Below are 15,253 nucleotides of genomic sequence, written 5' to 3' on the forward strand. Positions count from 1 at the left end.
GGCCGCTCTTCCTCCGCCCGTGTCCGCGCCGCCACGCCATCACCCTCGGATTGGATCATGAACACCTCGCCCTTCGCCGTGCCCTGCGACCGGATCGCGATCACCGGCATCGGCTGCCGCCTGCCGGGACACGCCAACGACCACCGGACCTACTGGCGCAACCTCGTCGAGGGTCGGGACTGCCTCACCGCGACACCCGCCGACCGCTACGACACCGGCACGCTCGGCAGTCGGGACCGGTCCAAACCGGGCCGCCTGGTCGGCGGCCGGGGCGGCTACATCGACGGCTTCGACACCTTCGACCCGGACTTCTTCGGCATCAGCCCGCGCGAGGCCGAGCACATGGACCCGCAGCAGCGCAAGCTCCTGGAGGTCAGCTGGGAGGCCCTGGAGGACGGCGGCCTGCGCCCCGGCGAGCTGGCCGGCCGCGACGTCGGCGTCTACATGGGGGCCTTCACCCTCGACTACAAGATCCTCCAGTTCGCCGACCTGGACTTCCGCACGCTCGCCGCGCACACCGCCACCGGCACCATGATGACGATGGTGTCCAACCGGATCTCGCACTGCTTCGACTTCCGCGGCCCCAGCGTCTCGATCGACACCGCTTGCAGCTCCTCCCTGGTCGCGGTGCACCTCGCCTGCCAGAGCCTGCTCCGCGGCGAGACCGAACTCGCCCTGGCGGGCGGCGCGTTGCTGCACATGGCGCCGCAGTACACGATCGCCGAGACCAAGGGCGGCTTCCTGTCCGCCGACGGCCGCTCACGCGCCTTCGACGCCTCCGCCGACGGCTACGTCCGGGCCGAGGGGGTCGGCGTGGTCGTCCTCAAGCGGCTGTCGGACGCGCTGCGCGACGGCGACCCGGTGCACGCCGTCATCCTCGGCAGCGGCGTCAACCAGGACGGGCGCACCAACGGCATCACCGTCCCCAGCGCGGACGCCCAGGTCACCCTGATCGAACGGGTCTGCGCCGAGGCCGGGGTGCTGCCCGGCAGCCTCCAGTACGTCGAGGCGCACGGAACCTCCACCCCGGTCGGCGACCCGATCGAGGCGGCCGCGCTCGGCCGGGTGCTGGGCAACGGCCGCCGCCCGGGCGACCGCTGCTACGTCGGCTCGGTCAAGACCAACATCGGGCACACCGAGGCCGCCGCCGGCGTCGCCGGGCTGATCAAGACCGCCCTGGCCCTCAAGCACCGGCGGATCCCGCCGCACCTCAACCTGGAACGGCCCAACCCCGGCATCGACCTGGCCGCGCTGCCCTTCGACATCCCGACCGTCCCGATCGACTGGCCCGAGCATGAAGGACCGGCCCGGGCCGGCGTCAACTCCTTCGGCTTCGGCGGCACCAACGCGCACGTCCTGCTGGAGGAGCCGCCGAGCACCGGGCCCGCCGCCCAGGCCCCGCAGCCGGCCTGCACCGTGCTGCCGCTGAGCGCCAAGGACGCCGCCGGGCTGCCCGAACTCGCCGCCGGAATCCGTCGGGAGCTCGCCGCCGGGGTGCCGCTCGACGACCTCGGCCACACCCTGGCGCACCGGCGCCAGCACCTGCCCGAGCGGCTCGCGGTGGCCTACTCCACCCGGGACGACCTGGACGAGGCGCTGGCCGCCCACGAGCGCGGCGAGGCGCACCCCCGGGTGCTCCAGGGCCGCGCCCGGGAGCGCCAACAGCGCCGCCTCGCCTGGGTGTTCACCGGCATGGGCCCGCAGTGGTGGGGCATGGGCCGGGGCCTGTACGAGAACGAACCGGTCTACCGGGCGGCCGTCCAGGCCTGCGACCGGGAGATCCGCGAGCAGGCCGGCTGGTCCCTGCTCGACGAACTGCACCGCGACGAGGCCGACTCCCGGATGGCCGAGACCTGGCTCGCCCAGCCCGCCAACTTCGCCGTCCAGCTGGGCCTGTCCGCGCTCTGGCGCAGCCACGGCCTGCGCCCCGACGCGGTGGTCGGGCACAGCACCGGCGAAGTCGCCGCGTTCTACGAGGCCGGAGTGTACGACCTGGCCGACGCCGTCCGGGTGGTGCTGGCCCGCAGCCGCCTCCAGCAGCGGCTGGCCGGCACCGGCACCATGCTCGCCGTCGGCCTCCCGGAGGCCGAGGCGGAGCGCCGGATCCGCCCGTACCGCGCCCGGGTCTCGCTGGCGGCCGTCAACAGCCCCTCCACCGTGACCCTGGCCGGCGACACCGACGCGCTGCGCGAACTCGCCGAGGAACTGCGCGGACAGGAGGTGTTCACCCGCTTCCTGGAGGTCGAAGTCCCGTACCACAGCGTGCGGATGGACCCGATCCGGGACGAGCTGACCGCAGCGCTCGCCGCGCTCAAGCCCAACGAGGCCCGGCTGCCGCTCTACCTCACCGCCCGCGAGGGCCTCGCCCGCGGCCCCGAACTCGACGCCGGGTACTGGTGGCACAACGTCCGCAACCCGGTGCGTTTCCGTGCCGCCGTCGAACGGATGGCCCAGGACGGGCACGGCCTGTTCCTGGAGATCGGCCCGCACCCGGTGCTCGGCCACGCGATCCGCGAGTGCGTCGACGGCGCGCACGCCCTGCCGTCCATCCGCCGGCACGCCGACGAGCCCGCCTGCTTCACCCGGTCGCTCGCCGAACTGCACACCCTGGGCGTCGAACTGGACTGGCGCGCACTGCACCCGGCCGGCCGCCCGGTGCCGCTGCCCGGCTACCCGTGGCGGCGCGACCGGTACTGGGTCGAGCCGAGCGCCGTCCGGCAGGTCCGGCTCGGCGAGGTCGACCACCCGTTGCTCGGCCGCCGCACCGCGAGTGCCCAACCCGCCTGGACCACCGCACTCGACCCCGAGCGGCTGCCCTACCTGGCCGACCACCGGATCGAGGGCCAGATGGTCTTCCCGGCGGCCGGGTACCTGGAGATGGCCGCCCAGGCCGTCCGCGCCCTCACCGGCGGCACCGAGGTGGTGCTCGCCGAGATCGAGCTGAACCGGGCCCTGTTCCTCTCCGACACCGAGCCCACCCCCGTCCAACTCGGCTACGCCCCGGAGGACGCCCGCTTCACCATCGCCTCCACCCCGGTCGGCGGCGAACCGGTGGTGCACGCCGGCGGCCGGGTCCGCACCGGCCAGCGCCGCGCCCACGGGCCGGCGCTGGACGCCGAGGCGATCCGCTCCCGCGGACAGCGCTTCGACGGCCCCGACTGCTACCGGCTCCTGGCCGCCCGCGGCTACGACTACGGGCCCGCCTTCCAGGCCGTCCAGGAGGTGTGGACGAGCCCTGGCGAGGCACTGGCCCGGATCAGCCCGACCGACCGGCTCGGCCCCGAGGCGGCCGACCACCAGCTGCACCCGGTGCTGCTCGACGCCTGCTTCCAGACCCTGCTGGCCACCCGGCTGCTCACACCCGAGGACGGCGGCGTCCGGCTGCCGGTGTCCATCGAGGAGGTCCGGCTCGACCAGGCCGGCGACCGGCCGCTGTGGGCGCACGCCACCGTCACCCGCGAGGGCGGCGGCGAACTCGTCGGCGACCTCGCCCTGTACACCGAGGACGGCACCCCGGTCGGCCGGATCACCGGCTTCCGGGTCGCCGACGTCGCGCAGGCCCCCGCCTCGGTCGGCCTCGCCACCATCGACAGCTGGCTCACCGAACTCGCCTGGACGGACGCCCCGGCCGCGCCCGCCGACCAGGACCTCGGCGACCTGCTGCTGTTCGCCGACGCCGGCGGCCTCGCCGAACGCCTCGCCGCGCTGGCCGCCGAACGCGGCGCCCGCTGCCACCTGGTCCGGCCCGGCACCGACTACCGGCCCGGCGACGGGCGCTCGACCGTCCGCCCGGACTCCACCGAGGACCTCACCCGGCTCCTCACCGACCTCGGCCCCGGCTACCGCACCGTCGTCCAGCTGTGGAACCTCGACCAGCCCGCCCTCGACACCACCACGGCCGACCGGCTCGACCAGCTCGCCACCCTCGGCGGCTACGCGCTGATCGCCCTCGCGCAGGCCCTGCCCGTCGCCCTCCCGGACGCCCGGCTGCACATCGTCACCCGGGGCACCCAGGCCGCCGCCCCCGACGACCGGGTCGAACCGCTCGGCGCACCCGCCTGGGGCATCGGACGGGTGCTCTGGCAGCAGGAACTCGTCGCCCAGCGCGGCACCCTGATCGACCTCGACCCCGCCGCCGAGCCGCTCGACCAGGCCGAGGCGCTGCTCGCCGAACTCACCTCCCGGGACGAGCAGGAGATCGCCCTGCGGGCCGGCCACCGCCGCACCAGCCGGCTCCGCCGGGCCGAGGGCCTCACCCGCCCGCTGCCGCCGGTCCTGCGCCCCGACGGCAGCTACCTGGTCACCGGCGCGTTCGGCGCGCTCGGCCGGCTGCTCTGCCGCACCCTGGTCCGGCGCGGCGCCCGGCGGCTGATCCTGGTCGGCCGTACCGTGCTGCCCGAGCGCGACCAGTGGTACCGGACCGACCCCGCCAGCCCGGCCGGGGAGCGGATCGCCTTCCTGCGCGAACTCCAGGCGCTCGGCGCCGAACCGCTGCTCGCCCCCGTCGACGTCACCGACGAGACCGCCCTCGCCGCCTGGCTCGCCGACTACCGGCAACGCCAACGCCCGCCCATCCGCGGGGTGTTCCACCTCGCCGGGCAGGTCAAGGACGTGCTGGTGCCGCAGATGGACCGAGCCGCCTTCGACGCCGGATACGCCCCCAAGGTGGTCGGCGGCCACCTGCTGCACCGGCTGCTGCGCGACGAACCGCTCGACCACTTCGTGCTGTTCGCCTCCGTCGCCTCGCTGCTCACCACCGCCGGGCAGACCAACTACGCGGCCGGCAACGCCTTCCTGGACGCCCTCGCCCACCACCGCCGGGCCGCCGGCCTGCCCGCGCTCAGCCTCGACTGGGGCCCCTGGGCCACCGGCATGATCGAGGAACTGGGCCTGGTCGCCCACTACCGCGACGCCCGCGGCATGAGCTCGCTCCCGCCGGACGCCGGCACGGCCGTGCTGGAACGCGTCCTCGGCCAGGACCGCGCCCAGCTGCTGGTCGCCACCGTGGTCGACTGGCCGACCTTCCTTGCCTGGTACCCCGCGCCGCCGCCGCTGGTCGCCGACCTGGCCGCCGGCGCCGCCGAGCAGGCCCCGGCCGAGACCGGCGGCTTCCTGGACGCCTACCGCACGGCGGATCCGCCGACCCGGCACCGGCTGGTCACCGAGCGGTTCACCGCCGCCGCCGCGGCCGTGCTGCGGATCGGCGCCGAGCGGATCGCCCCGGACACCAGGCTCGGCGCGCACGGCCTGGACTCGCTGCTCGCGATGGAGCTGCGCGCCCGGGTGCACGGCGAACTGGGCGTCGCCCTGCCGGTGGTGGCGCTGCTCAGCAACGGCACCGTCGGCGACCTGGTCGACCTGCTCGTCGCCGGCCTGGCCGAGCGGCTCGACGCCGAGGGCGGCCCCGAGCAGGCCGAGGTCGAGCTGCACACCGACGAGGCCCGCTACCCGCTCACCCACAACCAGCAGGCGCTGTGGTTCCTGCGCCAGCTGCACCCGGACGGCTTCGCCTACAACATCGGCGGCGCGGTGGAGGTGCGCGCCGAGCTCGACCCCGAGCTGGTCTTCGCCGCCTTCCGCGCGCTGGTCGCCCGGCACCCCGGGCTGCGGGCCGCCTTCACCGCCGAGGAGGGCCGACCGGTCCAGCGGATCCGCCCGGAGGCGGTGGCCGACACCGGACTGTTCGACGTCGAGGGCCGCCCCTGGGAGGAGATCCACGCGCTGATCGTCGCCGAGTACCGGCGGCCGTACGACCTCGCGAACGACCCGCTGGTCAGGCTGCGACTGTTCCGGCGCGGACCGGACCGCTGGGTCCTGATGAAGGCCGTCCACCACATCGTCTCGGACGCGATCTCCACCTTCACCTTCATCGAGGAGCTGTTCGAGGTCTACGAGGCGCTGCGCCACGGCCGCACCCCCGAACTCCCCGCCGTGGCCGCCCGCTACCTCGACTTCCTCAACCACCAGAACCGCTTCCTGGCCGGCCCCGACGCCCGGCGGATGCTCGACTACTGGCGCGGCCACCTGCCGGCCGAGATGCCCGTCCTCGCCCTGCCCACCGACCGGCCCCGGCCGGCCGTGCAGACCCACAACGGCGCCTCGGCGTTCTTCCGGCTCGACGCCGACCTGACCGCCCGCGTCCACGAGCTGGCCCGCGCGCACCACGCCACCCCGTTCATGGTGCTGCTCAGCGCCTACTACCTGCTGCTGCACCGCTGGTCGGGCCAGCAGGACATCGTGGTCGGCAGCCCCGTCACCGGCCGCACCCAGGAGGAGTTCGCCTCCGTCTACGGCTACTTCGTCAACCCGCTGCCGCTGCACGTCAGCCTGGCCGGGGAGCCGACCGTGTCCGAGCTGCTGGCCCGGGTGCGGGAGAGCGTGCTCGGCGGCCTGGACAACCAGGAGTACCCGTTCCCGCTGCTGGTCGAGCAGTTGGGGCTCCAGCACGACCCCAGCCGCTCGGCGGTGTTCCAGGCGATGTTCATCCTGCTCACCCACAAGGTCGCCGTGGAACGCTTCGGCTACCGCCTGGAGTACATCGAACTCCCCGAGGAGGAAGGGCAGTTCGACCTGACGCTGTCCGCCTACGAGGACCGCGCGGACGGCTGCTTCCACTGCGTGTTCAAGTACAACTCCGACCTCTTCGACGCCGCCACCGTCGAGCGGCTGGCCGCGCACTACCGCAACCTGCTGGACGCCATGACCAGCGCCGGCGCCGACCGCCCGGTCGGCCGGCTGCGGATGCTCGACGAGGCCGAACGCCGCCGCATCCTCACCGGCTTCAGCGGCGCCGACCGGCGGGCGGACCACGACACCCCGGTGCCCGAACTCGTCGCCAAGGCCGCCGCCGAACACCCCGAGGCCGTCGCCGTCACGGCCCCCCGCCCGGACGGCGCCCGCCGCCTCACCTACGGCGAACTCGACCGGCGGGCCCAGCGGACGGCCCTGCGGCTGCGCGAACTGGGTGTCGGCGAAGGCTCGGTGGTCGCGGTCTGCCTGGACAAGTCACCCGAGCTGATCGTCGTCCTGCTGGCGATCTGGCGGGCCGGCGCCGCCTACCTGCCGCTCGACCCCGGACACCCGGCCGACCGGCTCGCCTACCAGGTGACCGACGCCGGAGCGGCCCTCGTCGTGGTCGCGGAGCGGAACCCGTTCGGCACCGAACCGCCCGTCCGCCCCGTCACCCTGGACGAGCTCGACCGGCCCGCCGCCGAGAGCGGCCCGCTGCCCGCCGCCGACCCGGACCGCCCCGCCTACGTCATCCACACCTCCGGCTCCACCGGCCGCCCGAAGGCCGTGCGGGTCGACCACCGCAACCTCGCCGCCGTCACCGCGGGCTGGCGCGCCGAGTACCGCCTCGACACCGAGGCCCGGGTGCACCTCCAGATGGCCGGGACCGCCTTCGACGTGTTCTCCGGCGACCTCGCCCGGGCGCTGAGCACCGGCGGCACCCTCGTCCTGGTCGACCGCGACCTGCTGTTCGACACCGCCCGGCTGTACCGCACCATGCGCGAGGAAGCCGTCGACTGCGGCGAGTTCGTGCCCGCCGTCGCCCGCGGCCTGCTGGCCCACTGCGAACGCGAGGGCCTGCGGCTGGACTTCCTGCGGCTGCTGGTCGTCGGCTCCGACTCCTGGAAGGCCGCCGAGCACCGGCGGCTGCGCGCCCTGTGCGGGCCGGACACCCGGCTGGTCAACTCCTACGGCCTGACCGAGGCCACCATCGACACCAGCTACTACGAGGGCGGCGCGGACGCCCTGGAGCCCGGCCGGATGGTGCCGATCGGCCGACCCTTCCCCAACAGCGCGCTGTACATCCTCGACCACTACGGCGAGCCGGTACCGCCCGGCGTGCCCGGCGAGCTGTGGATCGGCGGCGCCGGTGTCGCCGCCGGCTACCCGAACGACCCGGAGCAGACCACCCGGCGCTTCACCACCCTGGAGCTCGACGGCCCGCCCGTCCGGCTCTACCGCACCGGCGACCTCGGCCACTGGGACGCCCACGGCACCGCCCACCTGCTCGGGCGGATCGACAACCAGGTCAAGGTGCGCGGCCACCGGATCGAGATCGGCGAGATCGAGGCCCACCTCACCGCCCGCCCCGAACTCGCCCAGGCCTGTGTGACGGTCCGTGAGGATTCCACCGGCGAAGCCGTGCTGGCCGCCTACCTGGTCCCCGCCGAGGGGACCACCCTGGACCGCCGGGAACTGCGCCGCCACCTGGCCGAGCACCTGCCCACCGTGATGATCCCCTCCCACCTCACCGAACTGCCCGCCCTGCCGCTCACCCCCAACGGCAAGGTCGACCTGGCAGCCCTGCCCGAGCCCCGGATCGACACCGGCGGCGCGCAGCACGAACCGCCCGTCACCCTCTACGAGATCCGCACCGCCGAGCACTGGAGCAACCTGCTCGGCGTGGCGGAGGTCGGCCTCCAGCACGACTTCTTCGAGCTCGGCGGCAGCTCCATCCGGCTGATCGAGCTGATCCACCACCTGCAGACCGAGTTCAACATCAGCATCCCGGTCGGCCTGCTGTTCAAGGTGACCACCCTGCACGGGATGGCCCGCACGCTGGAGCAGATCATCACCGGCGAGGTCGCCGGCGGCCAGCCGTACCTCTGGTTCAACCCCGGGGCGCCCGAGGGGCGGACGGTGTTCTGCTTCCCGCCGGCCGGCGGCCACGGCCTGGTCTACCGCCAGCTCGCCGCCCACCTGCCCGACCACCGGCTCGCCGCCTTCAACTACCTCACCGGCGACGACAAGACCGCCCGCTACGCCGACCTGGTCGAGGACCTGGAGGAGGCGGGGCCGTACGTCCTGCTCGGCTACTCGCTCGGCGGCAACCTCGCCTTCGAGGTGGCCCGGGAGCTCGAACGCCGAGGCCGTACGGTCAGTTCCGTCCTGGTGGTGGACTCCTACCGGATCCCCGAGCCCTTCGAGCTCGGCGAGGAGCACCTGGCCGTCTTCGAACGCGAACTCCACGAGCACCTGCACCGGCACACCGGCTCCCGGATCGTCGCCCAGGAGACCCTCGAACAGGCCCGGGACTACCTGGCGTTCTGCAGCAGGACCCCCAACCTGGGAGTCCTGAAGGCCCCGCTCAACGTGGTGTGCGAACGGGACCGGCTGGCGCTGCACGCGGGCGGCGAGCACGGCTCCTGGCACGGCGCCTCCAGCGCCGGAACGGCCGTCCACGCCGGGCACGGCAGCCACGCCGAGATGCTGGACGCCGAGTTCGCCGCCCGCAACGCCGAACTGGCGGGCGCCATCCTGGCCGGAGGCACCGCCGATGGCCGGGTCTGAGCGCGGGCCGGACTGGTCGAGCCGGGAGCGGGCCCCCGGCGGCCCGCCCCGGGTCATCGTGATCGGCGCGGGCATCGGCGGGCTCTCCACCGGCTGCTACGCGCAGATGAGCGGGCTGGAGACCCGGATCTTCGAGAAGCACGTGCTGCCGGGCGGCTGCTGCACCGCGTGGTCCCGGCACGGCTACCTGTTCGACTACTGCATCGACTGGCTGATCGGCACCGCCGAGGGCACCGGGGCGAACCAGGTGTGGCGCGAACTCGGCGCCCTCGACGGCAAGTCGATCACCCGCTTCGACGTCTTCAACCGCGTCGTCGACGAACACGGCCGCGCCGTCACCTTCTACGGGGACCCGGACCGGCTGGAACAGCACCTGCTGGCCACCGCCCCCGGCGACGCCAAGCCGATCCGCGCCTTCTGCCGGGACCTGCGCCGCTTCGCCGCCATCGACCTGCCCTGGGACCTCACCCCGCCGCCGCTGCGCGGCCCGGCCGAGCGGCTGCGCACCCTGCGCACCGTGCTGCCCGCGTTCCGGCTCTTCTGGCGGACCGCGACGACCCCGATGAGCGGCTTCGCCGAGCGCTTCCAGGACCCTCTGCTGCGGCGGGCGCTGCCCAACATGTTCCTCCAGGAGCCGGCCGGCTTCCCGCTGCTGCCGTACCTGTACACCCTGGCCGCCGCGCACAACGGCAACACTGGCTTCCCGCAGGGCGGTTCGCTCGGGCTGGCCCGGTCGGTGGAGGAGCGCTACACCTCGCTCGGCGGGGTGGTCGGCTACCGCTGCCGGGTGGAGCGGATCCTGGTCGAGGGGGACCGCGCCGTTGGCGTCCAACTCCGGGACGGCTCCCGGCACTTCGCCGACCACGTGGTGGCCGCCTGCGACGGGCCGACGGTGCTCGACCGGCTGCTCGAAGGCCGCTGGTCCAGCCCCGCCACCGACCGGCTGTACGGCGAGCTGCTGGACAAGCCCGGCAACCTGTACCCGGCCGTGGTCTCGGCCTTCGTCGGCGTGGACGGCCCGCTGCCCGAGGGCGAACCGCACAGCACCACCTACCTGCTGTCGCCCGAGCAGGGCGCCCGGCTGCCCGGCTCGCTCCAGCACAGCCTGGTCGTCCAACTGCGCTCGGACTACGCGGAGGGCTTCGCGCCGCCCGGCAAGTCGGTGCTGCACTGCACCTACTTCAGCGACTACCGCTCCTGGAAGGACCTGCGGGTCCGCGACCGCCGCGCCTACCGGGCGCGCAAGCAGGAAGTCGCCGCGTTCGTCCGGGAGTTCCTGGAGCGGACGTACCCGGGGCTGGGCCGCCGGATCGAAGTCGTGGACGTCGCCTCCCCGGTGACCACCGAGCGGTTCACCGGCAACACCTACGGCAGCATCCTCGCCTGGCAGGCCTTCTCCGAGGCCGAGGACGCCGCCAACCGGCTGGTCAACCGGGACCGGATGCGGCTGCCCGGTCTGCGCGGCTTCTCGATGGCCGGGCAGTGGGCCGGCCTCGGCGGTCTGATCCGCGCCGCCACCAGCGGCCGGTACGCCGCGCAGTACCTCTGCCGGGAGCTCGGCCGGCCGTTCCGGGCCTGGCCCAGTGACAACCAGGAACCTTGGCATGCGGGCAAGTTGGGCAAACTGCCGCAACTCGACCGGGCCACCGTGGGAGTGCCGGAATGACCGGAATGAGCACCAGCAGGCAGACCATGGTGATCGTCGGGGGCGGGCTGGGCGGCCTGTCGACCGGCTGCTACGCACAGATGAACGGCTACCGCACCACCGTCCTGGAGATGCACGAACTCCCCGGCGGCTGCTGCACGGCCTGGGACCGCGGCGAGTTCACCTTCGACTGCTGCGTGAGCTGGCTGCTCGGCAGCGGCCCCGGCAACGAGATGCACCAGATCTGGCTCGAACTCGGCGCGTTGCAGGGCAAGGTGATGCGCAACTTCGACGTCTTCAACGTGGTGCGCACCCGGGACGGGCGCGCCGTCTACTTCTACTCCGACCCCGACCGCCTGGAAGCGCACCTGCTCGACCTCGCCCCGGAGGACGCCCGGCGGATCCGGCAGTTCTGCGAAGGGCTGCGCAAGTTCCGCCGCGCCCTGGTCCGTTACCCCTTCCTCAAGCCGGTCGGACTGATGGGCCGGGCCGAGCGCTGGCGGATGCTCGCCTCGTTCCTGCCGTACTTCAACGTCATCCGGCGCTCGATCACGGTGCTGATGAGCGACTACTCGGCGCGCTTCCGGAGCCCGCTGCTGCGCGAGGCGTTCAACTTCGTGCTCTACGAGAAGCACCCCAACTTCCCGGTGCTGCCCACCTACTTCCAACTCGCCTCGCACGCAGGGCAGTCGGCCGGGGTGCCGGAGGGCGGTTCGCTCGGGCTGGCCCGCTCGATCGAGCAGCGCTACCGGCGGCTCGGCGGTGAGATCAGCTACAACACCAAGGTGGCCGAGATCCTGGTCGAGCAGGACCGGGCCGTCGGGGTGCGGCTGAGCGACGGCCGGGAGATCCGGGCGGACATCGTGGTCGCCGCCTGCGACGGACGCACCACCATGCTGGACCTGCTCAAGGGCCGCTACCTGAACGACACCTACCGCCGGTTGTACACCCGGACCATCACCGAGCCCGGCATGGTCTTCCCCGGCTACCTCACCGTCTTCCTCGGCCTGCGCCGCCCCTTCCCGGCCGGGGACCCGTGCACCACCTACCTGCTGGAGGACGAGGTCGCCGACCGGCTCACCGGCATCCGCCACCCCAGCATCAACGTCCAGTTCCGCAGCCGCCACTACCCCGAGCTGTCGCCCGCCGCGACGACCGTCGTCTACGCCAGCTACTTCTGCGACATCGCCCCCTGGCGGGAGTTGAGCACCGGCCCGGAGCAGGCGCCACGGTTGCGGCGGGGCGAGGAACTGCACACCCTGCCGGTGGGGCGCGGGCGCGAGTACCAGCGCGAGAAGCGCCGGGTGCGGGACGCCATCGTGGAGTTCCTGGACGGGCACCACCCCGGTCTGAGGGACGCCGTCGCCGTCAAGGACGTGTCCACCCCGCTCACCCAGGTCCGCTACACCGGCAACTACGACGGCACGGTGCTCGGCTGGCAGCCGTTCGTGGAGAGCGGCGAGACCCTGGAGGACGAGATCAAGCGCAACGGGCCCGGGCTGCCCGGCCTGGCGAACTTCTACCTCTCCGGCGTGTGGGCGACCACGGGGGGACTGATCCGGGCGGCCGCCGCCGGCCGGCACGTCGTCCAGTTCATCTGCCGCGACGACGGTCGGCCGTTCACCGCCGCCGTGGACGACAGCGCGCCGCCGCCCACCCTGGTCATCGAACCGGTCGGGCCCGCCGACCGGCGGTTTGGAGTCACCTCATGAGGGTCGAGAAGTGGGTCGTCCGCGAGCACGTGGACGGCGTGCCGGACGTCGAGCGGATGTACCGGAAGGTGGTCGAGGAGGTGGACGTCCGCCTCGCCGCGGACGAGATGCTGCTGCGGACCAGGTACGTCTCGGTCGACCCGTACCTCCAGGGGATCGCCCTGGACACCCCGATCGGCGACCACATGGGCGCGGACTCCATCATGGAGGTGGTGGAGGCCGGGCCGGACGCCGCCTTCGCCGTCGGCGACCTCGTGCAGGGCTTCGGCGGCTGGCGCACCCACGTGATCAGCAACGGCGCCCCGGCATTCTGGCAGACCGGCACCTTCCCGATGGTCTTCCCCGCCTACCGGCGGCTGGACCGGAGCGACTACGACGACGCCCTGCCGATCTCCACCGCCCTCGGTGTCCTCGGTGGCCCGGGGATGACCGCCTGGGGCACGGTCGAGAAGTTCCTGGAGGTCCGGCCGGGGGACACCGTGCTGGTCAGCGGGGCGTCCGGGGCGGTCGGCTCGGTGGTCGGACAGCTGGCCCGGCACCGGGGGGCCCGGGTCATCGGCACCACGGCCACCCCGGCCAAGGCCGCCCGGCTGCGTGAGCTGGGCTTCGACGCGGTCCTGCTCTACCGCGACGGCGACGACCCCGAGCGGCTGCGGGAGGAACTCGCCAAGCTCGCCCCGGCCGGCATCGACCGCTACTTCGACAGCCTCGGCGGGGCGCTCACCGACGCGGTCTTCTCCCTGCTCGCCGTGGACAGCCGGGTCGCGGTCTGCTGGCAGTGGGGCAGCCAGGTCGGCGGCGACTGGGCGGGCCCGCGGCTGCTGCCGATGATCATGTTCCCGCGCACCACCATCCGCGGCATCTTCTCGCTGGAGTGGTTCACCGAGGAGAACTGGTCGGCGCTGCGGCAGGAGCTGGGCGCCCTGGTCCGCAGGGGGGACCTCGGCTACCAGCAGACCGTCCACCGGGGCTTCGACAACATCCCGGCCGCCTACCGCAGCCTGTACGTGGACCGCTCCGCGAGCCGGGGCAAGGTGCTCGTCGAACTCTGAGCCGGGCGGTCGGCGGGGCCCGGCCGGGGCGGGCGGTTCGTGTGCCCGCCCCGGCCGGGCACAGGTCAGTTCAGGGTGAACCAGGTGGAGCGGGACTTCTTCCACTCCGGCTGGGCGAGGTCCTTGGCGGCGGTGCCGTCGCCGTACAGGTCGGCGGAGCCGTCGTCGGTGATCAGCTGGGCCCGGGCGCCGGGGGCGTCCAGGTTCGGCACGTCCGGGACGGCCTCCCAGGCGCCGGCGTCGCTGGTCGGCAGGTCGACCAGCTTGACCGGCTGGGAGCCCGGCTGCCCGTTCCAGCGGTAGAGGGCGTACGGGGCGGAGTTGTCCTCGGCGGACCAGGAGCCGGCCACGATCAGGTACTGGCCGAGGTCGTTGCGGCGCAGGTCGCGGATGGAGAGCCCGCCGAGGTCCAGCTCGACCGGCTCGCCGAAGGTCGCGTGCGAGGCCGAACCGGACAGCAGCGACGGGAGGTTGGTGACCGGGACGAGCAGCGCGCGGCCGCCGGTGACCGCCGGGGTCAGCGGCGCGCGGAAGCCGATGTACGCGGTGGTGGTGCTGCCCGGGGCGAACTCCAGCCCCTCGACGTTGAATCCGTCGATCTGCTTGGGCGCCTGCCCGTCCGCCGCGCCCGCCGCGAAGCCGTAGCGGTCGCCGTGGGCGCCGTCCCAGGCGATCAGGTCGTCGCGCAGGCCGTGGTACGAACCGGCCAGCGAGAGCTGGGTGTCGGCGCCCGAGCCGGTGACCTTCGTGGTGAACACGGTGTGCCGGTCCGGCTTGACCTTGCCGTCCTTGTTGTTGCCGAGCGAGCCCGTCCAGTAGATCGTGTCGCCGACCCGGGCCGCGGCCTCGATGTCGATCTCCTTGGAGACGCCGAGCGCGGAGCTGAAGTCCCAGGTGCGGACCGGCGCGCCGGAGGCGTTGCGGTCGTACAGCCGCAGCACGTTGGACTCGTCGTCGCCGACCAGGATGTAGCCGCCGCCCGCGTCCACCGCGGCGGAGGCGTCGCTGGAACCGGTCAGGTAGCGGCTGGCGGCCGGGAACCGGACGGCGGGGGAGGCCGCGTAGTGCAGGGTGCGGGTCGCGGTCTTGCCGCCCAGGCCGGTCACCTTGATGGTGAGGTCGGTGTAGCCGACGCCCTGCGCGGCGACCGCCAGGGTGCGGGTGCCGCCGGTGCCCGTCACCGCCACGTCGCCGGTCCGCGCGACGGCACTGCGGGTGCTCGCCGAGGCGGCGACGGTCAGCGCCGAGGCCGCGGCCCCGCTCTGCGCCACCGCAACGGACACCGTCGGATCGCCGGTGGCGCCGACCGCGCCGGACAGGTAGCCGGCCGAGAAGGTGATCGTCGGAGTGCCGTACGAGGCCGCGGTGGCCGGGACCACCGGCAGGGCGAGTACGGGCACCGCCGCGACGGCGACGGCCAGCGGGAGCAGACGGCGGGGGGAACGGGACACGGTGACAGCCCTTCGACGCACGGAGAGGAGCGGGGGCGGTGCGGATCCGGACCAGCCTGGGCGGCCGCGGCGAACGCCAACCCTACGCCGGAG

Annotated in this window: 5 protein-coding genes; 4 read left to right on the forward strand and 1 reads right to left on the reverse strand. The window is 73.7% G+C overall.

Annotated elements, in window-relative coordinates:
- Positions 1-57 precede the first annotated feature (57 nt).
- The 4 genes from AB0O82_RS09545 to AB0O82_RS09560 are packed head-to-tail and all read left to right on the forward strand — an operon-like array spanning position 58 to position 13,709.
- Entirely contained in the window at positions 58-9,300 is a 9,243-nt protein-coding gene (locus AB0O82_RS09545) for an amino acid adenylation domain-containing protein (protein ID WP_363581832.1), read from the forward strand.
- Positions 9,287-10,966 (forward strand): NAD(P)/FAD-dependent oxidoreductase, encoded by a 1,680-nt coding sequence (locus tag AB0O82_RS09550; RefSeq protein WP_363581834.1) that lies wholly within the window; start codon positions 9,287-9,289, stop codon positions 10,964-10,966. The genes AB0O82_RS09545 and AB0O82_RS09550 overlap by 14 nt, the downstream gene beginning before the upstream one ends.
- Positions 10,967-10,992: 26 nt before the next feature.
- Positions 10,993-12,657: an NAD(P)/FAD-dependent oxidoreductase gene (locus AB0O82_RS09555; protein ID WP_363581915.1), complete on the forward strand. Its 1,665-nt coding sequence runs from the start codon at positions 10,993-10,995 to the stop codon at positions 12,655-12,657.
- Positions 12,654-13,709 carry an NADP-dependent oxidoreductase gene (locus AB0O82_RS09560; RefSeq protein WP_363581836.1) on the forward strand — a complete coding sequence of 352 codons (1,056 nt, stop codon included), beginning with the start codon at positions 12,654-12,656 and terminating at the stop codon, positions 13,707-13,709. The genes AB0O82_RS09555 and AB0O82_RS09560 overlap by 4 nt, the downstream gene beginning before the upstream one ends.
- A gap of 65 nt (positions 13,710-13,774) precedes the next feature.
- Here the strand turns inward: AB0O82_RS09560 and AB0O82_RS09565 are convergent, their stop codons facing one another.
- Positions 13,775-15,130 (reverse strand): hypothetical protein, encoded by a 1,356-nt coding sequence (locus AB0O82_RS09565; RefSeq protein WP_363581917.1) that lies wholly within the window; start codon positions 15,128-15,130, stop codon positions 13,775-13,777.
- Between the last annotated feature and the right edge of the window lie 123 nt (positions 15,131-15,253).

This window comes from Kitasatospora sp. NPDC088264, assembly GCF_040685715.1.
In the GTDB taxonomy this organism is placed as follows: domain Bacteria; phylum Actinomycetota; class Actinomycetes; order Streptomycetales; family Streptomycetaceae; genus Kitasatospora.

Coding starts and splice junctions, on each gene's coding strand:
- AB0O82_RS09545 (WP_363581832.1), top strand. CDS start 58: ATGAACACCTCGCCCTTCGCCGTGCCCTGCGACCGGATCGCGATCACC.
- AB0O82_RS09550 (WP_363581834.1), top strand. CDS start 9,287: ATGGCCGGGTCTGAGCGCGGGCCGGACTGGTCGAGCCGGGAGCGGGCC.
- AB0O82_RS09555 (WP_363581915.1), top strand. CDS start 10,993: ATGGTGATCGTCGGGGGCGGGCTGGGCGGCCTGTCGACCGGCTGCTAC.
- AB0O82_RS09560 (WP_363581836.1), top strand. CDS start 12,654: ATGAGGGTCGAGAAGTGGGTCGTCCGCGAGCACGTGGACGGCGTGCCG.